18 protein-coding genes are annotated in these 20,805 nt (G+C 68.4%); 10 read left to right on the top strand and 8 right to left on the bottom strand.

The genetic code is table 11. The features are described from left to right. Positions 1–51: 51 nt before the first annotated feature. Positions 52–1,257 carry an ROK family protein gene (locus ACFFGN_RS00645; RefSeq protein ID WP_380043229.1) on the bottom strand — a complete coding sequence of 402 codons (1,206 nt, stop codon included), beginning with the start codon at positions 1,255–1,257 and terminating at the stop codon, positions 52–54. A 165-nt stretch (positions 1,258–1,422) separates the two neighbouring features. Between ACFFGN_RS00645 and ACFFGN_RS00640 the strand changes: the two genes are divergently transcribed. From ACFFGN_RS00640 to ACFFGN_RS00605, 8 genes are all read left to right on the top strand, one after another. Continuing rightward, complete coding sequence (locus tag ACFFGN_RS00640) at positions 1,423–2,550, top strand: ROK family protein (RefSeq protein ID WP_380043228.1); 1,128 nt, start codon at positions 1,423–1,425, stop codon at positions 2,548–2,550. Continuing rightward, positions 2,550–3,419, top strand: a complete 870-nt coding sequence (locus tag ACFFGN_RS00635; RefSeq protein ID WP_380043227.1) for a carbohydrate ABC transporter permease — start codon at positions 2,550–2,552, stop codon at positions 3,417–3,419. The genes ACFFGN_RS00640 and ACFFGN_RS00635 overlap by 1 nt, the downstream gene beginning before the upstream one ends. After that, positions 3,412–4,236, top strand: coding sequence for a carbohydrate ABC transporter permease (locus ACFFGN_RS00630; RefSeq protein WP_380043226.1), 825 nt, complete (start codon positions 3,412–3,414; stop codon positions 4,234–4,236). Before ACFFGN_RS00635 ends, ACFFGN_RS00630 begins: the two co-directional genes overlap by 8 nt. A gap of 12 nt (positions 4,237–4,248) precedes the next feature. Continuing rightward, positions 4,249–5,493, top strand: coding sequence for an ABC transporter substrate-binding protein (locus ACFFGN_RS00625; protein WP_380043225.1), 1,245 nt, complete (start codon positions 4,249–4,251; stop codon positions 5,491–5,493). Then, positions 5,490–6,605, top strand: coding sequence for a glycoside hydrolase family 15 protein (locus tag ACFFGN_RS00620; protein ID WP_380043224.1), 1,116 nt, complete (start codon positions 5,490–5,492; stop codon positions 6,603–6,605). Before ACFFGN_RS00625 ends, ACFFGN_RS00620 begins: the two co-directional genes overlap by 4 nt. Next, positions 6,605–8,800, top strand: coding sequence for a glycoside hydrolase family 31 protein (locus ACFFGN_RS00615; RefSeq protein ID WP_380043223.1), 2,196 nt, complete (start codon positions 6,605–6,607; stop codon positions 8,798–8,800). Before ACFFGN_RS00620 ends, ACFFGN_RS00615 begins: the two co-directional genes overlap by 1 nt. 135 nt (positions 8,801–8,935) lie before the next feature. After that, positions 8,936–10,090, top strand: coding sequence for an ROK family transcriptional regulator (locus tag ACFFGN_RS00610; RefSeq protein WP_380043222.1), 1,155 nt, complete (start codon positions 8,936–8,938; stop codon positions 10,088–10,090). Positions 10,091–10,616: 526 nt separating this feature from the next. Then, the gene (locus ACFFGN_RS00605) at positions 10,617–12,677 is read left to right on the top strand and encodes a PQQ-dependent sugar dehydrogenase (protein WP_380043221.1); all 2,061 of its coding nucleotides are present in this window, start codon (positions 10,617–10,619) and stop codon (positions 12,675–12,677) included. 23 nt (positions 12,678–12,700) lie between these two features. Here the strand turns inward: ACFFGN_RS00605 and ACFFGN_RS00600 are convergent, their stop codons facing one another. The 6 genes from ACFFGN_RS00600 to ACFFGN_RS00575 all read right to left on the bottom strand — a co-directional run bounded on the left by ACFFGN_RS00600 (position 12,701) and on the right by ACFFGN_RS00575 (position 17,653). Next, positions 12,701–13,099, bottom strand: a complete 399-nt coding sequence (locus tag ACFFGN_RS00600; protein ID WP_380043220.1) for a DUF5130 family protein — start codon at positions 13,097–13,099, stop codon at positions 12,701–12,703. Next, on the bottom strand, positions 13,086–13,355 hold the full coding sequence (gene ctaJ / locus ACFFGN_RS00595; protein WP_380043219.1) for an aa3-type cytochrome oxidase subunit CtaJ: 270 nt from the start codon (positions 13,353–13,355) through the stop codon (positions 13,086–13,088). Before ctaJ ends, ACFFGN_RS00600 begins: the two co-directional genes overlap by 14 nt. Before the next feature lie 86 nt (positions 13,356–13,441). Next, positions 13,442–13,948 carry a hypothetical protein gene (locus ACFFGN_RS00590; RefSeq protein ID WP_380043218.1) on the bottom strand — a complete coding sequence of 169 codons (507 nt, stop codon included), beginning with the start codon at positions 13,946–13,948 and terminating at the stop codon, positions 13,442–13,444. 205 nt (positions 13,949–14,153) lie between these two features. Further along, positions 14,154–14,753, bottom strand: a complete 600-nt coding sequence (locus ACFFGN_RS00585; RefSeq protein ID WP_380043217.1) for a lytic polysaccharide monooxygenase auxiliary activity family 9 protein — start codon at positions 14,751–14,753, stop codon at positions 14,154–14,156. A gap of 204 nt (positions 14,754–14,957) precedes the next feature. Then, the gene (gene malQ, locus ACFFGN_RS00580) at positions 14,958–17,093 is read right to left on the bottom strand and encodes a 4-alpha-glucanotransferase (protein ID WP_380043216.1); all 2,136 of its coding nucleotides are present in this window, start codon (positions 17,091–17,093) and stop codon (positions 14,958–14,960) included. Between the two features lie 83 nt (positions 17,094–17,176). Then, on the bottom strand, positions 17,177–17,653 hold the full coding sequence (locus tag ACFFGN_RS00575; protein ID WP_380043215.1) for a hypothetical protein: 477 nt from the start codon (positions 17,651–17,653) through the stop codon (positions 17,177–17,179). Positions 17,654–17,755: 102 nt separating this feature from the next. Between ACFFGN_RS00575 and ACFFGN_RS00570 the strand changes: the two genes are divergently transcribed. Both ACFFGN_RS00570 and ACFFGN_RS00565 read left to right on the top strand, forming a co-directional pair. Continuing rightward, the gene (locus tag ACFFGN_RS00570; protein ID WP_380043214.1) at positions 17,756–18,442 is read left to right on the top strand and encodes a response regulator transcription factor; all 687 of its coding nucleotides are present in this window, start codon (positions 17,756–17,758) and stop codon (positions 18,440–18,442) included. A gap of 1 nt (position 18,443) precedes the next feature. Beyond that, on the top strand, positions 18,444–19,748 hold the full coding sequence (locus tag ACFFGN_RS00565) for a HAMP domain-containing sensor histidine kinase (protein WP_380043213.1): 1,305 nt from the start codon (positions 18,444–18,446) through the stop codon (positions 19,746–19,748). On the opposite strand, the gene ACFFGN_RS00560 is transcribed toward ACFFGN_RS00565, so the two are convergent. Further along, positions 19,701–20,795, bottom strand: a complete 1,095-nt coding sequence (locus ACFFGN_RS00560; protein ID WP_380043212.1) for a hypothetical protein — start codon at positions 20,793–20,795, stop codon at positions 19,701–19,703. The genes ACFFGN_RS00565 and ACFFGN_RS00560 overlap by 48 nt on opposite strands. Positions 20,796–20,805: the final 10 nt, after the last annotated feature.

Here is a 20,805-nt window from a genome sequence, read left to right as displayed (position 1 = left end):
CCTCACAACGGCCTCACTTCCCGGCCCCAGCAGGGGCCGACGTCACAACGGTCAGCTGGCCGAACGGGCGGTCAGCGAAGGCCTGCCGGCCTCGTCCGGCCGCAGGTTCGGCTCGAAGAGCTCCCCCAGGAACAAGCCCGCGGCGCCTTGCGCCCAGGCCTCGTCATCCCATGCGCCGATCACGATCTCGAGATCCCGCTGCAGGCCGTCGAAGACGGTGGCGCGCAGGGACGAGTCGAACTCGGTCTTGAACAGATCGCCGACGCGCGTGCCCTCACCAGCGAGCACGATCAGCTTCGGATTGAGCAGGTTGATCAGATTGCCGACGGCCACACCGAGTGTGCCGCCGAGGTCGGAGAAGATCGTGGCGAGCCGCCGGTCACCTTGCCGGGCCAGTGCCGCCACCTCGTCGAGATCGGCCTCCCGGCCGAGGATCGTGGCGGCCCGGGCGGTGAGCGCCGGTTCGCCGATGAGCGTTTCCAGACAGCCCCGGCCGCCGCACGGGCAAAGGGGGCCATTGGCAACGACCTTGGTATGACCGAACTCGCCCGCGCCGCCACCGGCACCGCGATAGAGCCGGCCGTCCAGCACCATGCCCAGACCGATACCGCGGCCGATACTGACCACGGCCACGTCCGAGACTCCCCGCCCGGCGCCGAACCACTGCTCGCTCGCGACCAGCGTGTTCACGTCGTTGTCGACCACGACCGGTTGACCCAGCTCGCGCTGCAGCAGTCCGGCCAGGTCCACGTCGTGCCAGTCCGAGTACGTGCCGTGCCGGACCACCCCCGCGGCCCGGTCGATCACCCCCGCGAGGCCGACCCCGACGCCGTACAACCGGCTGGGTGAGTCGGCCGCGAGAGCGCGCACGGCCTTCGCGACGGTCTGGATCACCCGCGGCACCGACGTCCGCGGCAACGGCAGCGTGATCCGGCCGAGAATGCGCGCGTTCAGGTCGGTGAGTACGGCGATGACCTGGGTCTCGGTGAGCTTGATGCCTACTACGGCACCCGCGTCCGGCCGCAACGCCAGCAGGATCGGGCGCCGGCCGCCGCCGGACAAGCCGGTGGCGCGTTCTTCGATGACACCGGTTTCGATCAGCTCGGCGGTGATCTCCGAGACCGTCGGAAGACTCAGTCCGGTTCGCTTCGCCAGCTCCGTGCGAGACAGCAGCGACTCGGCCCGGAGCTCGTGCAGCACGAGGGCGGCGTTGATCTCACGGATCAGTTCCTTACTGCCCGTACGGACCGGTTGCATGCCGTCACCCCCTTACTAAGGTCACCGAAGTAAGCCGGACGTTAGCTGCGAATTCGTTACCGCGTCAATGGTTCGCAGCTCTTGACTCCCAGGCCGCCAGTGACTTAGTTTCTCGCTAAATTTAGTGCCGAAGTAAGTCCCTTGAGCGCGGAACGGCGGTGTGGAGTGGCGACAGGACAGGGCCCGATCCCCCGGGGAGACCTGGTGCCCGCGGGCATCGTGGGTCTGCTCGGCACCCGGGGACCGACCTCACGGGTGGACATCTCCCGCGAGCTCGGCCTGAGTCCGGCCACCGTCACGCAGGTGACCAAGGACCTGATCGCCCGCGGCCTGGTCGAGCAGCTGGAGTCGGTGCCGTCGAACGGCGGCCGCCCCGCGCGACTGCTCGGGTTGGTCCGGCAGGCGGGCGTCGCACTCGGCGCGAAGGTGACCGCGGACCACATCGCGATCGTCACGGTCGAACTCGACGGTTCGGTCCGTACCTCGACGACCCGGCCGTTCGATCCGAGCGCGCCGGACGCCGTCCACCTGCTCGGCCGGATCCTCGCGGCGGAGGTCGACGGCCTGGCCGAGCGGCTTCTCGGCGTTGGCGTCGGCGTGCCCGGTTCGGTCGACGCCCAGGCCTCCGGCGTGGTGGACGCACCCACCTTCGGTTGGCAGGCCATGCCGGTCGGGCAGACCCTGCGCGACCGCCTCGGTACGCCCGTGCTGGTCGACAACGACGTCAACACCCTCGCCGCGGCGGAACGCCTGTACGGCGTCGGCCGGGCCCACTCGTCGTACCTGGTGGTCACGATCGGGCGCGGTATCGGCTGCGGCATCGTCGTTGACGGTTCGGTCTATCGCGGCGCGGCGGGCGGAGCCGGCGAGATCGGGCACATCCCGGTCACGGCCGACGGCCCGGTCTGTGGTTGTGGCGCGACCGGCTGCCTGGAGGCCTACATCGGCGCGGCCGCCCTCAAAGGCCGTGGCGTGGAGGCTTTTGCCGAGGCGGGCGAACTGCTGGGCCGGGTCCTCGCCGGCATCGTGCACACGGTCGACCCCGAGGTCGTCGTACTGATGGGTGAAGGCGTGGACGACTGGCAGCACTGGGAACCGGCGTTCGAGGCCTCACTGCGCAGGTGCCTACTGCCCGCGCGCCGGGGACTGCCGGTCGTGGTCGAACCGTGGACCGAGGACCAGTGGGCGCGCGGCGCGGCGTCGCTCGTACTCGCCTCGCCGTTCGACTCCTCCGGCAACGGCGGAGAGCAAGGCCGCCTGGTGCGGGCCCGGCTCGGAACGGCGGACGTGTGATGCGCCGCAAGCAGTACGGCTGGGTGCTGTTCTTCCTGTTGCCGAGCGCGATCCCGCTGCTGATCTTCACGCTGATCCCGATGGTGTCGTCGATCTGGGTCAGCCTGCACAAGTGGAACCTGATCTCGCCGATGGAATGGGTGGGTCTCGGCAACTACCGCAACCTGCTCAGCGAACCGGCGACCGGCCGGGTCTTCCTGCACACGCTGCTGTACGTGGTCGGCTATCTCCCGCTGGTGTACGTCGGTGGGCTCGCGCTCGCCTTGGCGTTGAACCGCAAGCTGAAGGGCCGCGCGTTCCTGCGGGCGACGTACTTCCTGCCGGTGGTGACGAGCTGGGTGGTGGTCGCGCTGGTGTGGAAGTGGCTGCTCAACCCGACCAACGGCCTGGTCAACCAGGTGCTCGGCGCGATCGGCCTGCCCGAGCCGGGCTGGTGGACCGATCCCGCGTGGGCCCTTCCCGCGGTGATCCTGTCCTCGGCCTGGAAGGACCTCGGCTTCGTAATGGTCATCCTGCTGGCCGGCCTGCAGTCGATCCCGGCCGATCTGTACGAGGCGGCGGAGGTGGACGGCACCAGCCCATGGCAGCGGTTCACCCGGATCACGCTGCCACTGTTGTCCCCGTCGACCTTCTTCGTGGTGGTGATCTCGCTGATCAACGGTTTCCAGGTCTTCGACCAGGTGTACGTGATGACCGGTGGCGGGCCGTCCGGCTCCAGCCAGGTGGTGGTCGGGCAGATCTACGACCTGACCTTCCGCTACGGCCGGGCCGGTGAGGCGTCCGCGCTGTCGTGGATCCTCTTCGCGGTCATCCTGATCATCACGGTCTTCCAGATCCGCGGCCAGCGCCGGTGGGTGCACTATGCGTGAGTCCCGTTCGCCGGCCGGCCGGATCCTGTTGTACGTCGGCGTCATCCTGGGCGCCGCGATCATGCTCTTCCCGTTCCTGTGGACCGTGATCACCTCGATCACGCCCGAGGGTTCGCTGGCCGACGGCCCGACGCTGTTCGTGCAGGACCCGACGCTGGACGCGTACCGCACGCTGCTGGACGCCGTACCGATGTGGCGGATCGTGCTGAACTCGCTCGGTATCGCGATCGCCTCGACCGCGTTGCAGCTGGTGACCGGTTCGATGGCGGCGTACGCCTTCGCGCGATTGTCCTTTCCGGGCAAGAACATCGTCTTCGGGTTCTACCTGGCGACGCTGATGGTGCCGCTGCAGGTCCTGGTGGTGCCGTTGTTCATCGAGATGAAGACGCTGAACCTGCAGGACACGTACTTCTCATTGCTGGCGCCGACGATCGCCTCGGCGTTCGGGGTGTTCCTGCTCCGCCAAGCCGTGGCCGGCGTACCGATCGAACTGGACGAGGCCGCCACCCTGGACGGCGCCGGCCATCTGCGCATCTTCGCCCGGATCGTGTTGCCGTTGATCCGGCCGGCCCTGGCCACCGTCGCGGTGTTCGCGTTCATGGGCAGCTGGAACAGCTTTCTCTGGCCGCTGGTGGTGATCCGGTCGCCCGAGTTGATGACCCTGCCGCTGGGTCTGTCCACCCTGCAAGGCCAGTTCACCACCCAATGGGACGTCGTGATGGCGGGTTCCGTCGTTTCGATCGTGCCGATCGCCGTGGTCTACCTGCTCGCGCAGCGCCACATCATCGCCGGTGTCGCACACACCGGTATCAAGTGAAGGGATCCCCTGATGCGCACCATGAAACTCGCCGCCGGCCTGCTGGCCGGGGCACTGGCGCTGACCGCCTGCGGGCAAGGTTCGGCCACCAAGCAGGAGGCCGGGCCCGACGGCAAGACCGTTGTCCGGTACATGAACTTCTCCGCCAACGACGGCCACGAGAAGGACCTCGACGCGATCGTCGCCGCCTTCCAGACGGCCAACCCGGACATCACCGTCCAGGTCGAGACCATTCCCTACGCGGACTACTTCACCAAGCTCCAGACCGCCGTGGCCGGTGGCACCGCCGCGGACACGTTCGAGCTGAACTACGAGAACTTCGTGACGTACGCGAAGAACGGTTCGCTGGCGGAGCTCAAGGACGTCGACTCGGCGGTGTACAAGAAGTCGCTGTTCGACGCCTTCACCGACGGCGGCAAGCAGTACGGTCTGCCCGAGTCGTTCTCGAACGTGGTGCTGTTCTACAACAAGGCGCTGTTCAAGAAGGCGGGCATTGCCGAGCCGACGGCCGAGTGGACCTGGGCCGACGAGCAGGCCGCCGCGCAGAAGCTGACCAGCAAGGGCGTGTGGGGCGACTACCAGCCGATCACCTATAACGAGTTCTACAAGGCGCTCGCGCAGGCTGGTGGCTCGTTCTTCAACGCCGACAAGTCGGCCGCCGCGTTCGACTCGCCGGAAGGCCTTGAGGCCGCGAACTGGCTGATCGGCAAGAACGGCAAGACCATGCCGACCGAGGCCGACGGCGCGGGCACGCCCGACTTCGACTCGAAGCTGTTCAAGTCCGGCAAGCTGGCGATGTGGCACACGGGCGTCTGGATGTTCAGCGCGATGGCCGATGCGCCGTTCGACTGGGACGTCGTGGTCGAGCCGGGTTCGAAGCAGAAGGCTTCCGCGATGTTCGTGAACGGCCTGGTCGTTTCCGCCGCCTCCAAGAACGCCGAGGCCGCGCAGAAGTGGATCACCTTCCTCTCCTCGTCCGACACCACCACCAAGACCCGGCTGGCGACCTCGTGGGAGCTGCCGCCGATCGCCGACGAGGCCCAGCTCGCGCCGTACCTGGAGCAGAAGAAGCCCGCCAACCGTAAGGCCGTACTGGAGGCCCTCGAAGCGACCGTGCTGCCGCCGGTGATCGAGCGTCAGCAGGAGATGCAGGACATCGTGACGCAGGAACTGACCGCCGCCGCGGCCGGCCGCAAGCCGGTGGCGAAGGCGCTGACCGATGCCCAGACCAAGGTGAACGGGCTTTTGAAGAAGTGAGCGAATTCAGCGTGGAACAGCTGCGGGCCCTCGCTGTTCACAGTCATGCGGTGATCGTGGCCAACCAGCACGACGGCGGTGCCTATCCGGCCGCGCCGACGTTCTCCGCCTACCGGGGTTATGCCTGGCTGCGGGACGGTTCGTTCACGGCCGAGGGCATCTCCCGGTACGGCGACACCACGTCCGCCGGGCGGTTCCACGACTGGGTGAACGACGTACTCGGGCGCCGCCGGGACCAGGTCGACGACCTGCTCGCGGCGGTGGCCCGGGGCAAGCAACCGGCCGTCGAGCAGATGTTGCCGACGCGCTTCACCTTCGACGGCAGCAACGGCTCCGATCCGTGGTGGGACTTCCAGACCGACGGCTACGGCATGTGGCTGTGGTCCGTGGTCACCCACGCCGCGCGGCACGGCCTGTCGCTGGACCCTTGGCGTACGGGCATCGAGGTCGCGGCGGACTACCTCTTCGCGTTCTGGGATCGGCCCTGTTACGACTGGTGGGAGGAGCACGTCGAGCAGCGGCACGTGTCGACGCTCGGCGCGATCTACGGCGGCCTGATCGCGGTCGCCCCCGAGCTGGATGAGGAGCGTCGTACGACGGCCCTGAAGGTGGCCGCCGAAATCCGGTCGCTGGTCGCCGCCGAGGGAATCAGCCGCGGCCATCTGTCGAAGTGGCTGGGCAGTCCGCATGTCGACGGCTCGTTGCCCGCTTGCGTGGTTCCGTTCGGCCTGGTCCCCATGGACGACTCGTTGGCCGGCGCGACGCTGGACGCGGTGGCGCGCGATCTCGATGTCGATGGCGGGGTGCATCGGTTCACCGCGGACGTCTTCTACGGCGGTGGCCAGTGGATCCTGCTGTCGGCGTTGCTCGGCTGGAACCTCGCCGCGCGCGGCGATACCGACGGCGCGCATCGGCATCTGCAGTGGATCGCCCGGCAGGCGCTGGACAACGGCGATCTGCCCGAGCAGGTTCCGCATCACCTGCTGCATCCGGATTCTCGCGACGAGTGGATCGCCCGCTGGGGCGAGGTGGCGACACCGCTGCTCTGGTCGCACGGCATGTACCTGATCCTCGCCGACGAACTCGGCATCATCTCGAGGGATAACGCCTGATGATCCAGCACCGCCCGCACGGTATCGAGCACCCGTACGCCGCCTCACCCGACCAGCGCATCCCGGTCATACCGCTCGCCGGTGAAACCGTCCGGCTCGGCGTGGTCTCGTCGTCGCCGGCGGTCTGTGAATGGGCCGCGGACGGCGAACCCGTCGTGTCGTTGCCGATGGCCCCTGGTTCGGTGGCCGCGGCCGACGCGGCGGCGCTCGCGGGTGGCGAAGGCCATCTCAGCGAGGCCCAGGCCAAGGCGCTGGGTGGCGACGACGCCTGGTCGGTGGAATCGCCTCCGCTGGTGGAGGGCACGTCGTACCGCTATCGCTTCGTCTCGTCCTCATCGGCTGCTGAGACGGAGTGGTTCGAGCTGACGCCGGCGGTTTGGACGGCGGAGGCGCGCGGCACGGTGACCGGCGCGAAAGTGCTTGGCCCGGTCGAGTGGCTCGTCGCGGGTGCAGTGGTGCATCGCGCGCGCTTTGCGTTGCCGTTGGCGCCGGACGATCATGTGGTCGGCTTCGGCGAGCGGTACGACGCGGTGGATCAGCGCGGGCGACAGCTCGACGCGGTGGTGTTCGAGCAGTACAAGTCGCAGGGCGTGCACGGCCGCACGTACCTGCCGATGCCGTTCGCGCAGGTGATCGGCGCCGACGGCAACGGCTGGGGCTTTCACGTCCGCACCTCCCGGCGCAGCTGGTACGACGTGGGTGTCTCCGCGCCGGACCGGCTGACCGTGGAGGTCGAACTCGGCGCCGAACCGACCGTCGACCTGGCCATCTACGAGGGCGGGCCGGGCAAGGTACTGACCGCCTTCCTGGACGAGGTCGGCCGGGCCGAGGAACTTCCCTCCTGGGTCTTCCGGTTGTGGGCCTCGGGCAACGAGTGGAACACCCAGGAACTGGTGATGGCCCAGCTGGACCGGCATCGCGATACCGACATCCCGGTCGGGGCGGTGGTGATCGAGGCGTGGAGCGACGAAGAAGGCATCACCATCTGGCGCGACGCGACGTACCGCGTGAACGCCGATGGCGCGGCGCATCGGGCGGAGGACTTCAGCTATCCGGCCGACGGCGCGTGGCCGGATCCGAAGGCGATGATCGACGAGCTGCACGCACGTGGCATCAAGGTCATTCTGTGGCAGATTCCCTTGCAGAAAACGGATCTCGAGCTGACCGGGCAGGTTCGCGCGGACGCCGAGGCGATGGTCCGGGACGGCCATGCGGTGCTGGAGGCCGACGGCTCGGCGTACCACAACCGCGGCTGGTGGTTCCCGAAGGCGCTGATGCCGGACCTTTCCGTCGAGCGCACGCGAGAGTGGTGGACGGACAAGCGCCGCTATCTGGTGGAAGACCTGGATGTGGATGGGTTCAAGACCGACGGCGGTGAACATGCCTGGGGTCATGATCTCCGCTACGCCGATGGCAAATTAGGAGCTGAAGGCAACAACCTGTTCCCGGTGCACTACGCCCAGACCTTCGGGGATCTGCTGCGCTCGGTCGGCAAGGCGCCGGTGACGTTCTCCCGAGCCGGGTTCACCGGGTCGCAGGCTCATGGGATCTTCTGGGCCGGTGACGAGGACTCCACCTGGGAGGCGTACCGGTCGTCGATCACGGCCGGGTTGACCGCCGCGACCTGCGGGATCGTCTACTGGGGCTGGGACCTGGCCGGCTTCTCCGGACCGGTGCCCGACGCCGAGTTGTACCTGCGGGCCGCCGGGGCGTCGACGTTCATGCCGATCATGCAGTACCACTCGGAGTTCAACCACCATCGCCGTCCGCTGCGGGATCGCACCCCGTGGCATGTCGCGGAGACCACCGGTGACGAACGGGTGATGCCGGTGTTCCGGCGGTTCGCCCAGCTGCGGGAGGACCTGGTCGGCTATCTGACCGAGCAGGCCCGGATCAGCGTGCGTACGGACCAGCCGTTGATGCGTCCGCTCTTCTTCGACCACGGCGACGACCCGGCCGTTTGGGACTACCCGTTGCAGTACCAGCTCGGCGACGACCTGCTGGTCAACCCGGTCACCGAAGCCGGGGTCACCAGCTGGTCGACGTACCTGCCGAAGGGTGATTGGATCGACGTGTGGACCGGCGAGGCGGTGCGCGGTGGCCGGCTGATCGAGCGATTGACGCCGATCCACGAGCTCCCGGTCTACTGCCGGGCTGCCGCCTGGCCCGAACTGGCGGCGATATTCGGCTTGTGACGTTCCACCCCGGAGTTGTAATCCAGGTAAGGTTAGTCACCTTGTCTTTTGGTCGTTGGTGACAGCACCGGCGCCGGTGCTCGAGAGGGGCTGAAGGTGGCTCGACCGGCCGGTTCGTCGCGACTGCTGCGAACTATGAATGAGACCGCCGCGCTGGCCTTGCTGTTCGAGCGCGGCCCACTCACCCGCAGCGACCTGCGCGACCTCACCGGGTTGTCCAAGCCGACCGCGTCCGAGGTGCTCCGGCGCCTCGAGGACGCGGGCCTCGCGATCGTGGTCGGGCACGCCAGCGGCGGTCCCGGCCCGAACGCGGCGATCTACGCGGCGAACGCCGCCGCCGGGTTCGTGGCCGCGCTGTCGATCCGCGATGTGGGCGACACCGACCGCCCGGCTGTTGCCGCGAGCATCGCCGACCTGGCCGGTGAGGTGCGCGGCAGTGTCGAGGTCGAGGTCGACTTCGCCACGGTGGACGCGGTCGACAAGATCGTGGAACTGGTCGGCGACCTGTGCCGCAAGGCCCGCGTACCGCGCAAGCAGCTGATGCAGGTCCAGATCGGCGTGCCCGGCTCCCCCGATCCGCGCACGGGCTACATCCGCTACATCGACGTACCGGGCTTCGGCCGTCCGGGTCTGCTCAAGGACCTGCGCACCCGGCTGCGCACGGAGGTGGCCGTCGACAACGACGTGAACCTTGCCGCCTTCGCCGAACGCGCCCACGGCGTCGCGGCCGACGTCGAAGGCTTCACCGTGCTCTGGCTGGCCGAAGGCGCGGGCTTCGCGATCGACCAGGGCGGCACGCTGATGCGCGGCGCCCACGGCTGCGCGGGTGAACTCGGCTACATGCCGGTGCCGGCCACCCAGGACACCCCGGCCCTCGAATTCCAGGACCTGGTCGGCGGTCCGGGCGTGATGAAGCTGGGCGAACGCTTCGGCCTCACCGGCGGTACGTCGTCCGAGGTGGTCGCCGCCGCGATCGCACCGGACGCCCCGGCGGGCGCGGCCGACTTCCTCGCCGCCCTGGCCGACCGGATCGCGCTCGGCCTGATGACCGTCGTGACCTTGATCGACCCACCGCTGATCGTGCTCGCGGGCGAACTCAGCCAAGCCGGCGGCGAACCCCTCCGCGACGCGGTCGTCCAGGCCCTCGCCAACCGCTCCCCCTTGGACACCGAGATCGCCGTCACCGGCGTGGCCGACGACGCCGTGCTCCGCGGCGCCCTGAGCTCCGGCCTGGCCACCCTGCAAGACCGCCTCCTAACCGGCCTAGCCACCCCCGCCCACACCCCCTGACCCCACCACCCGCCGAGCCGCGGGATACGCCCTCCCTTGCCGCGTCGTCGCGCGTACTCGCAGGTGGTCGCGTGTGCCCGCTCCCGAATCTCGCTGCCCTTTCGCACCTTGCCTGTTTCCGCGGGTCGACCTTTGACCTCGGGGGTCGACGTGCGAAATCTGACGCACCCACCCCCGATTCCGACCGTCGACCCTCGGAATAAGGGGCGCGATGCCGGACGCAGCGCCGCCGACGCCCTGCCGCGAGTGGTCGCGTGCGGGCGAGCGATCGGCGATTGCGAGGTTAAAGGGTTACGCATCTTGACCGGCGCGCTACGCAAGGTCATGATCGAAGCGGATTAGTTAAGTAGGCTTTCTAACCGTACGGCGCGCGACCTACCGCCCATGGCGCGCCGCCCGCCAGCCAGCCACGCCATCGCGACTTCGCGCGGTGGCAGTGCTGTCGAGCTCCCTGGGAGGTCGTCTGGTTCCTGAGTCTGGTTCTTGCGTTTGGTTCCCGCCCAGCCGAACAGTTGAGAGGAAAGCGATGACGCGTTACAGATTTCGGTGGCCTGCCTTGCTGGCCGCCTTGCTGCTGATACCAACCTCGGCGTACGCCGCCACCCCCACCGAGACCGCCTCCCCGGCCCTTGCGCCGGTGGACTATCAGGCGGAGAACGCGACGATCTCCCAAGGAGTGGTGGAGGCGAACCACGTCGGCTACACCGGCACGGGGTTCGTCAACTACAACAACGTGACGGGCAGCTACGTCCAGTTCGCCGTGAACGCGGCGACGGCCGGGCCCGCCAGCCTGACGTTCCGGTTCGCGAACGGAACCACCACCGACCGCCCGATGACCATCACGGTGAACGGCACCACCGTCGCCACCGCGCGCTCGTTCGCCGGTACCGGCGCGTGGACCACCTGGCAGGAAACGGTTCTGAACACGAGCCTCGTGGCCGGTAGCAACACCATCCGCGCCACGGCGACCACGGTGAACGGCGGGCCGAACCTCGACCGTCTACGCGTCGATGCGCCCACCGATACCGAACGCCCGACGGCGCCGGGGCAACCAGTCTGCAGCGCGATCAGCTTCGACTCGCTCACGCTGACCTGGCCGGCCTCCACCGACAATGTCGGGATTGTTGCCTATGACATCTATAACCAGGGCCAGCGGATCGCGGCGGCGCCGGCTTCACCGCATCGCCTGACCGGGCTCCGGCCGAACGCGACGTACGAGTTGTCCGTCTTCGGCCGTGATGCCGCGGGCAACGTATCCGAGACCAGCCCGCAGGCGATCTGTACGACGACCTCGGACCCGGGTGATCCGACCGCGCCCACCGCGCCGGGCCAACCGACGGCATCCGGCGTCGGGTCGACCTCGGCCACGTTGACTTGGGCTGCTTCGAGCGACAACCGCGGCGTCACGCGGTACGAGATCCGCAACACCACGGACACCGTGGTCGACTCGGTCGTCGGCACGCCCCCGGCCACGACCAAGCAGCTGACCACCTTGGCCTGCAACACGGCGTACACCCTGCACGTGGTCGCGAAAGATGCCGCAGGCAACACTTCGGCGCGCAGCGGCACGGTCAGCTTCACCACTGGAGCCTGTGCCGGCGGCAACAATCCGGGTAAGCCGACCCAGTTCTCCACCGGCTGGACGATTCCCTGGGACGTCGACTGGGCCCCGAACGGCTCGATCGCCCTGGTCACCGAGCGGGACAACTTCCGGGTCTGGAAGATCAACAAGAACGGCACCGGCAGAACCCAGGTCGGCACCGTGCCGAACAGCCAGACCACCGACGGGGAAGGCGGCCTGATGGGTGTCGCGTTCTCGCCGACCTGGAACGGCACCACCGACCAGGAGGTGTTCTTCATGCACACCTCGACGGACAACAACCGGATCGCCAAGATGAACTTCAACGGCACCACGCTGTCCGGTTACACCGTGGTGCTGAACGGAATGCGCAAGAGCCGGTACCACAACGGCGGCCGGATCCGCTTCGGCCCGGACGGCTTCCTGTACGTCGCCATCGGTGATTCCCAGCAGAGCAATCTCGCCCAGAACCGGGACTCGCTGAACGGCAAGATCCTGCGCATCACCAAAACCGGCGCACCCGCACCGGGCAACCCGTTCGGCACCGCCATCTACAGCCTCGGCCATCGCAATCCGCAAGGCCTTGCCTGGGACTCCGCCGGACGGCTCTGGTCGTCGGAGCTCGGCGATTCGATCGTGGACGAGCTCAACCTGATCCTGCCCGGCCGCAACTACGGATGGCCGACCTGTGAGGGCAACTGCTCGGTCGCGGGTATGACCAATCCCAAGCAGACGTGGACCACCGCCTCGGCATCACCGAGTGGACTGGCCTACGCCAACGGCGCGTTGTACATGGCGGCGCTGCGCGGGCAGCGGCTCTACCGGATCGTGCTCAACGGCGAAAACGTCAGCTCGGTGACTTCGCACTGGACCGGCACGTACGGCCGCCTTCGCGCGGTCGCGAAGGTCCCGGGCGAGAACGCGATCTGGTTCGGTACGACGAACGCGGACAACAACGGCGGCCAGCCGGACGGGTCGGATCGGCTGCTCCGGTCCAACCTCTCCTAGCGCCGGCCGAGACCTAGCCGGGCCTACTGCTGGTGGATCTGGTCGGCGTGGAGCATCGGCAGCTGGCGGGCGTGCTCGCCGAGCTGCTGGATTCCCGTCACCAGACCACCGGTGAGGTCACCGGCCGCGAACGACGTCTGCATGGTCAGCGCGGCCAGGCCGGCCTGCTGGTCGGGCAGTGCGCGCTTGGCCTGCGAGCCGGTCACGATCTCGAGGCGGCGGCCGGCCGGGTCGACGTACACCAGGACGCTGTGGTCCGGGTCGTCGAGCTGGCCGAGCAGCTCAAGGGCGAACGGCCGGGTCTCGGAGTCGGCGCCACCGACGTAGACCGAGAAGTGCAGGCCGGAGGCCGCCTCGGCGTGCCGGACGGCGCGCTCGATGTCGTGCAACTGCTCCGGGGAGAAAGCCTCACCAGCTGGCACTTGCGCCTCCAGTGCTCTGGACGACGGCGGTGGGCTTCGCCGCCGACTCGCCTGCGGTCAGTTCGGGTGCCGAGGTGGTGGTCCGGTCGCCGGGGCCACCGATCCACACCGGCGGCGCCCACCAGGACAGGCCGGGGCGGTACCGCGGGCCCTTCGCGATGGACGGCGCGTACACGAGCAGCGTCACCACGGCGATGATCAGGGCCGGTATGCCGATGAACACCGCCACGGTCTGGCCGGAAAGCTGAGCGATCACGGCTACAGACTAGAGCCCGCACCGATCCCCCGGGCGTCCGGGGGCCGATGCGGGCTCTGTGTCTTCGTCGGCGTCAGCCGCGGGCGTCAGCAGCCGCCGCAGTTGTAGTAGAGAACGTCCCAGTGGTTGCTCTCCCGGGCGTAGATGTTGCCGGCACCGGACTGCCAGCGCGGCGCGTTGTCACCAGGCCGGTTGGAGATCCGGGTGAAGTTGGCGTTGATGTAGTTCTGGATGCAGGTCGACAGCGCCCAGTCGATCTTGTAACCGTTGCGGTGGCTGTACGTACCGCTGGCGTGGCCGACCTCGGTGCCACCGGTGACCCGCATCGCGCAGCCACTGGCCTGCTTGAACGTGCGCGCGCCGTAGACGGTGGTGTCGTTCATGTTGGTGAACGACGTGCAGGTGGGCACGTTCCAGTCCGAGCAGTTGCCGGTCGAGGACCAGGTGATGCCGGCGGCACTGAAGATCGCGGCGGCCTGGGAGTGGGTCATCTTGGTGATGGCCTCGGCCTGCTGGACCACGATCACGCCGGGCAGCAACCCGGCAACCAGCGCGGTGAGTGGCACGAGGACGCGGCGAACAAAACGATTCATGGCGGGCTCCTCCGGGCGGGAAAAGGTTACCGATCTGACGTTGCCCCTCGAAAGATACTGCCCGAAGCCGTGCCTGGCGAGCGTTTGGCACTTAACCGCCGACATGGATCGTTTCAGCTTTAGGTAATTGGCACGAAAATGCCAGGCCGGACCACCGGCTGACCTATTTGGCCACCCGGTGCTCCGGCATTGTTTATCCGATGTTTTATCCGAACCGCACGTCCGAACACTGGTAGAACGCGTTGGCCGTGTCGTGAATGGTCCAGACGGCGAGAATCAGGTGCCGGCCGGTCCGCGACGGCATCGTGCCGACATGGCTGGACTGCGTTGGCGGCTGGGCGCCGTTGAGGTTCACGGTCAGGAACGGCGCGAGCTCAAGCGCCGATCGGGTCAGCGGCGCGCTCGGATTCCAGCCCTGCTTGGTGATGTAGTACTTGAAGTTGGTGGTGCGATGGGGAGCCGTGAGCTGCCAGCGGAACGTGTACGACTGGCCCGACTGGACCGAGGTGGTGGGCCAGGTCCCGTTGCGCGGGTCATCCAACTGGGCGAAGTGGCTGATCCCGGCGGAACAAAGCCTTCCATCGGCAGGCCCGCCGCTCGGGAACCCCTTCGGGCCCTCCACGCTCTGCGGTTCCCACTGGATCGCACCACAGTTGGTGACGGTGCCCTGCTGGCAGAACTTGGCCCGGCTGGTCGGTGCGGAGGTGTACCCGTGGCCGTAGGCCAGTGGTACCGAGGTGGTGACCATCAAGGACGCCGCCCCGAGGGCGATACAGGCCGAACTGAGCTTGCGAAAACGCGGCACGCTGACCACTCCTTCTGATTCCCGGACGGTGGGGGCACAGGGGATGACAAGGCGGGACGCAGGGGAAAGAAAAGATCCTTGCAAAACTCATGCTGGCAAATAGGTAACAACGTTGCTTTTGTACTGTCAACGGTTCAACCAGCAGAAATGCGGAATTCACCCGGAAACCCTAGGAGGCCCGGGTGTGCATTGCGCCGAGCGCAATCAGATCGACAGCGTGCCGACCAATCGCCGCAACCGCGCGTTGTTCGGCAGGTCCTCGAGCAGAACCGCCGTACCGTCCGGGCCGCCCAGCGGCACCCGCCAGTTCGGGTACTCGTTGGTGGTGCCGGGCTGGTTCTGAGTACGGCGCTCCCCCACCGCGTCGGTCAGGGCCACCCCGAGCAGCCGCGACGGCGTCTGGGCGACGTACCGGTGGAGGGCCTCGACCACGCGCTCCACGTCGGTGTCGTCCGGGCCGAGCAACCGGCGCTGGCGCAGTACGTCGAGCCAGGCGTTCCGGTCTGCCGAGTCGACCGCGATCTCCTCGGCCAATTCACGCGTGAGCAGGCCAAGGTCGCTGCGAAGCTGGACGTGGTCGCCGGCCAGGTAACCCGCTGTCGGCGGCAGGTCGTGCGTGGTCACGGTGGCGAGGCACAGTTCGCGCCAGCGCTCAGGCGGCAGCGGCTGACCGTCGTCGCCGCGTTCGAACCACAGCACCGACGTACCGAGAATGCCGCGCTCGGTGAGGTAGTCCCGCACCCACGGCTCGAACGTGCCGAGGTCCTCGCCGATCACGACGGCACCTTCGCCGGCGTCGGCCCGAGTCGCCTCGAGCACCAGGATGCCGAGCAGCGCCTCGTGGTCGTACCGCACGTACGTGCCGTTGGTCGGCTGGTCCGGCGTGGTGACCCACCAAAGCCGGAACAACCCGAGGATGTGGTCGATCCGCAGACCACCGGCATGCCGGAGCACGCTGCGCACGAGATCACGCCAAGCGGCGTACCCCGTCTCGGCCAGGGCGTCCGGCCGCCACGGTGGTTGCGACCAGTCCTGGCCCTGCTGGTTGAACGCGTCCGGCGGTGCGCCCACGTGGATGCCGGCGGCAAGCACGCGCTGCAAGGCCCACGCGTCCGCGCCATCGGGATGAACGCCGACCGCGAGGTCGTGCACCACGCCGAGCGACATCCCGGCCGAACGAGCCCGTCCCTGCACGCGTCCGAGCTGTTCGTCGAGTTGCCACTGCAGCCAGCAATGGAAGTCGACCAGATCCGCGTGCTCCTTGCGGAACGACGCGACCTCCGGTGCCAGCGGATCCGCCAGCTCCTCGGGCCAGTTGCTCCACTCGGGACCATGTACGTCGGCGATCGCGGCCCAGGTGGCGAAGTCGATCAGCCCCTGGCCTTCGCGATCGCGGTAGGCGCCGTACTCCGCGATGCGGCCGACCGAGGGCCGTACCGCGAACAGCAGTTGCAGGGCCTCGCGCTTGATGGCCCACGCGACATCCCGTTCCAGCTGGGTGGCGTCCTCATTCAGCGCGCGGGCCTGCAGGGCGAGGGCGCGCACCTGGTCCCGTTCGGCGGGCGCGAGATCGCCGTACTCCTCGATGTCCTCGACGCGCAGGTAGATCGGATTGGAGAACCGCCGCGAGGCCGGCAGATACGGCGAAGGCTCCATCCGGCCGGCAGTCTCGGCCGCGTGCAACGGGTTGATCAGCACGAATCCCGCGCTGAGGTCATGCGCGGACCAAGCGGCGAGATCGCCCAGGTCGTGCAGGTCGCCGATCCCCCAGGACCGGCGGGAGCGAACCGAGTACAGCTGGAGCACCCAGCCCCAGGACCGCTGCCGCTGCCGCGCACTCGGCTCGATCCGCTCGGGGGTGACGATCAACGAGCAGGTGGCCACGTCGGTCTGCCCCGCGATCCGGGCGCGGATCCGGTGATAGCCGAGGGGAAGATCGCCCGGCACCTGGTACGTCGCCTCGCCGATCTGCGCGCCGTCGATCCACTCGGGCTCGACCCAGTGCTCCTGCTGGGCGACGTCGCGACGCTGCCCGCCGTCCTCCAGCTCGATCCACACCTCGGCCGTCGAACCGTGCGGCATGTGCACCGGGAACCACGGGGTCCACCCGGCCCGGATCACCAGCGTCGCGGGCAACGTCCGCCGCCAACGCGACTGCTGGTGATCGACCAGGGCCTGGGCGGCCCGCTGCGGCGTGGAGGCGTCCACCCCGAGGGCGGCAAGTACCGCGGCAACAACGTCAGTCGGTACGACGACGTGTTCACCCTGCCAGTCCCAGTACTCGGTCGCGACGCCATGCGCGACGGCCAGCTCGACAAGGGCAGGCGTAGGTGCGGTCACCAGCACGAGTCTGCCCCATCCACCGGGCCGGGGTGAACTCCGGCCGCGACTGGGGTGTCGCCGCCGGCTTCACGCCGATTCGGTCAGCGGGTGGAAGTGGGATTCGGCTTCATCGGGGAGGTGTGACTGTAGATAGGCCCCTGCTGTCCGGCCGAGTTCTGGCAACGCCCAATCCAGATGGCCCGCTGCCCCGGTCCCCTGAAGCCGATGTAGACCTGCAGGCCGTGGCCGTCCGGATGGGTCGCCCACTGCACCTTGTCGTCCGCCACTGACCGCGACCAGCCCGACTTGACGATCGCCCGGTAGTCGGTGACCACAGACTTGTCGCAGCGAAGCTTGATCGTCGCCATCGGGGACTCAATCAGGGTCCACGTTCCGACGGCGGCCTTCCGCGGCGGCGCTGCCGGGCTCGCTGAGGTGGCGAGCCGCTTGGTGATGTCGGCGGAGGTCAGGACGGTGGTGCCGTTCTCGCCACCGGCGACCGCCACGGCCGTGGTCGCGCCGCCGGCAACCATCAGCGCCGCGGCGATCCAGAGTGTTACCAGTTGAGTTGTTTTCATGTCACCACCGTCACCCGATCGCGGTTATGGCCACACTAAGGCCATCGGAAGGCTTTGTTCGCGGCGGCCGGAGGGCCCTGGTTCGGGGTTACGGTTCCACCCATGCCCCACGTTCTGGTGGTCGAGGATGACGCTGGTGTCCGCGAGGCCCTGTTGCGCGCCCTGGCCGACAAGGGCTACGCGACCAGTTCCAGCGGCGCCGGACTGCCCGGACTGGCCGAACTGACGACAGGCTCGCCGGACCTCGTCCTGCTCGATCTCGGCTTGCCAGATGCCGACGGGCAAGAGGTGCTCCGGATGCTGCGGGCGATCAGCCAAGTGCCAGTGATCGTCGTAACCGCCCGGGACGAGGAGCAACAGCTCGTTCAAGCCCTCGATGGCGGCGCTGACGATTACCTGGTCAAGCCCTTTGGCCCGGGCCAGCTCGACGCCCGCATCCGGGCGGTACTGCGCCGGTCGACGGCTGGACATCGGCCACCTGTGTTGCGCGTCAGCGGGTTGGTCGTGGATACCGCCGCGCGGATCGCCCGGCTCGACGGAATCGAGCTGGACCTCGCTCCGCGTGAGTTCGACCTGCTGCGCTATCTCGCCGAGCACGTCGATGAGGTGGTCACCCGGCGCCAGTTGCTGATCGAGGTTTGGCAACTGGCCTATGGCGGCGCCGAGAAGACGGTCGACGTCCACCTGTCCTGGTTACGCCGCAAGCTCGGTGAGACCGCTGCCGAGCCGCGCTACCTGCACACCATTCGCGGGGTCGGCGTACGGCTCACGACGCCGCGAGCTGACTGACATGCGAAAGCGGCTCGCCACCCTTGTAGCGGCGACAACCTCGCTTGTGCTGCTTGCGTTCCTGGTGCCGCTCGCGTGGCTGCTGCGTTCGGAAGCGGCCGAGCGAGCTACTACCGCGGCCACGTTGACTGCCCAGTCCGTCGGCCAGCAATTGCCCGATCTGGCCGAAGGCTCCTTGCCGACGTCAAGCCGCGTCACCGTGTTTCTCCCGGATGGCCGGGTTCTCGGTTTGCCTGCCGACCGTACGCCTGCCGTCGACCTTGCCGCGCGCGGCCAGTCCTTCGTCGCCGAGGCACCCGGCGGCCGTCAGGTGCTGATCAGCGTCCTCAGCCTGACCGCACAGCCCGCCGTGGTGCGGGTCTTCGTGCCTAACTCCGAGCTGTACGCCGGAGTGGTCCGGACCTGGACCTTGCTGGCGCTGCTCGGGACCATCCTGTTCGTTCTCGGGATGATGCTGGCGGATCGGCTTGGGCGTCGGTTGGTGGGGTCGATTACGGCGTTGGCTGGTACGGCGGATCGGCTGGGGCGAGGCGAGTCCGGCGCACGGGTCGAGCCGGATGGGCCGCCTGAGGTGCAGCACGTCGGCCAGGAACTGAACCGGCTCGCGGACCGGATCGACGAGCTGCTGGTCGCTACCCGGGCCGAGACCGCCGATCTGGCTCACCGGCTGCGTACGCCGTTGACCGCGCTGCGGCTGGATATCGGCGGGCTGCGCGATCCGGCCGAGTCGAGCCGCCTCGGCGCGTCGCTGGACGACCTATCGGCCGAGGTGGACGAGCTGATCCGGACGGCCCGGCGGCCGGTTCGTGACGGGAGCGGTGCGGGGTCGGACCTGGCGGCGGTAGCGCGTGAACGTCTGCACTTCTGGTCGGCGCTTGCCGAGGACACGGGACGTCCATTGACCGGAGAGCTGCCTGAACGCCCGGTACCGGTCCGGGCCGGCTCGGACGATCTGGCCGCCGCGTTCGACGTACTGCTCGATAACGCGTTCCGTCATACGCCCGGCTCTACGGCGGTACGCATGGTCGTAACGGTTTCCCCGTTCTCAGCGGCCGCTTCGGTTGAGGATGACGGACCGGGCTTCGGCGGCTCACCGGCGACTGAGGCGGGTACTACCAGGTCGGCAGGTTCGACCGGGCTGGGGCTTGATATCGCGCGGCGTACGGCTGTTGCGGCGGGTGGCCGGCTTGAGCTCGGCCGCTCGGGCTCAGGTGGTGCGAAGGCCGTGCTGGTCCTGCCGTTGCTTTCGCCGGCCGGGTCAACGGGCGCGGCGGGCGAGCACGATGACCGTCGCGATCAGGGCTGAACTGGCGATCAGCAGGCCGATCGCCACGCCCGCGACGTTGCCGGTCAGGCGGTAGAGGCTCGTCGGCCAGACCACCAGCAGGATCGAGCACCCGGCCACGACGTACGCCGGTGCGCGATGGCGGGCGTACGCGAGCAGCAGGGCGGCGGAACCGGCGGTGCCGACGGCCAGGGCCATCAGCTCGCCGCGGTCCTGGACCAGCCAGCACATCGAGGAACTGAAGGCCGCAGCACCCGACAGCGACCACGCTGTGACCCGGTCGCGGACCTGTCCGAGCGCCGCCAGGATGCCCGCCACCACGATGAAGCCGACTCCGGCCAGGCCAGCCGTGTCGGACCGGCCACCGGTGGTGTCGATGACGTCGAAAACGAGCTCGAAAACTCCGACCGACAGGATCGCGAAGGTTGCCACCAGCAACGAAGTGCCGCGCAACAACCAGAGCCCAAGGCCGGCGGTGACCAGTGCGACCACTACGCCGATCACCCGGCCGGGCGCGTCCGGGATGATCACCGAGGTCGCGAAGCCCGCCGTACACGCGCCGAGCGCCGCCAGCGCGGAAGACGGCTGAGCCCGGTCCCGGAGGTACGCGACTACCGCCGCGGCTGCGAGCAGTACCACCGCCGAGACGACCGCGGTGGAGATTCGGGAGGCCCGGCCCATCAGGGACCAGTTCGCGACAGTGAGTAGACCGACCGCTCCGAGCAGTAGTACGCCGCCGATGTACCCGAGGATCTCGATCAGCGCCGAGCCCTTGCGACGGTCCACGGCCTGAGTACGCCGTACAGGCTCCTCGCGAGACTGGCCGCCGTTAGGGGGTTCGAGTCGCTCAAGCCGACTGGGACGGCCCGAGCGATTGGAAGACCCGGCACCGCTGTCGGGCCGCTCTAAGCGGTCGGAGCGGCCTAGCGGGGTCTGGCCTGCGACGGCCTCGGCGCGGGCGGCGGCCGCATCAGCCTCTGCGGCGGCGCGCAGGGCGTCCGCCTGGTAGATCCGGAGCACTCCGGCTCCGACCAGGCGGCGTAGCTCGTCGTCGAGACGGCTCGTCATTCAGCCCCTC

It is taken from the genome of Kribbella deserti (genome assembly GCF_042434725.1).
Taxonomy (GTDB): domain Bacteria; phylum Actinomycetota; class Actinomycetes; order Propionibacteriales; family Kribbellaceae; genus Kribbella; species Kribbella deserti.
Note: the sequence above shows the minus strand (reverse complement) of the source record. Positions and strands in the feature narration are given on the sequence as shown.

Excerpts from the sequence above, each read along its gene's own strand:
- ACFFGN_RS00575 (WP_380043215.1), bottom strand. The coding sequence starts at position 17,653 with ATGAAAACAACTCAACTGGTAACACTCTGGATCGCCGCGGCGCTGATG.
- ACFFGN_RS00625 (WP_380043225.1), top strand. The coding sequence starts at position 4,249 with ATGCGCACCATGAAACTCGCCGCCGGCCTGCTGGCCGGGGCACTGGCG.
- ACFFGN_RS00615 (WP_380043223.1), top strand. The coding sequence starts at position 6,605 with ATGATCCAGCACCGCCCGCACGGTATCGAGCACCCGTACGCCGCCTCA.
- ACFFGN_RS00635 (WP_380043227.1), top strand. The coding sequence starts at position 2,550 with ATGCGCCGCAAGCAGTACGGCTGGGTGCTGTTCTTCCTGTTGCCGAGC.
- ACFFGN_RS00610 (WP_380043222.1), top strand. The coding sequence starts at position 8,936 with ATGAATGAGACCGCCGCGCTGGCCTTGCTGTTCGAGCGCGGCCCACTC.
- ACFFGN_RS00565 (WP_380043213.1), top strand. The coding sequence starts at position 18,444 with ATGCGAAAGCGGCTCGCCACCCTTGTAGCGGCGACAACCTCGCTTGTG.
- ACFFGN_RS00630 (WP_380043226.1), top strand. The coding sequence starts at position 3,412 with ATGCGTGAGTCCCGTTCGCCGGCCGGCCGGATCCTGTTGTACGTCGGC.
- ACFFGN_RS00560 (WP_380043212.1), bottom strand. The coding sequence starts at position 20,795 with ATGACGAGCCGTCTCGACGACGAGCTACGCCGCCTGGTCGGAGCCGGA.
- ACFFGN_RS00570 (WP_380043214.1), top strand. The coding sequence starts at position 17,756 with ATGCCCCACGTTCTGGTGGTCGAGGATGACGCTGGTGTCCGCGAGGCC.
- ACFFGN_RS00645 (WP_380043229.1), bottom strand. The coding sequence starts at position 1,257 with ATGCAACCGGTCCGTACGGGCAGTAAGGAACTGATCCGTGAGATCAAC.
- ACFFGN_RS00605 (WP_380043221.1), top strand. The coding sequence starts at position 10,617 with ATGACGCGTTACAGATTTCGGTGGCCTGCCTTGCTGGCCGCCTTGCTG.
- ACFFGN_RS00590 (WP_380043218.1), bottom strand. The coding sequence starts at position 13,948 with ATGAATCGTTTTGTTCGCCGCGTCCTCGTGCCACTCACCGCGCTGGTT.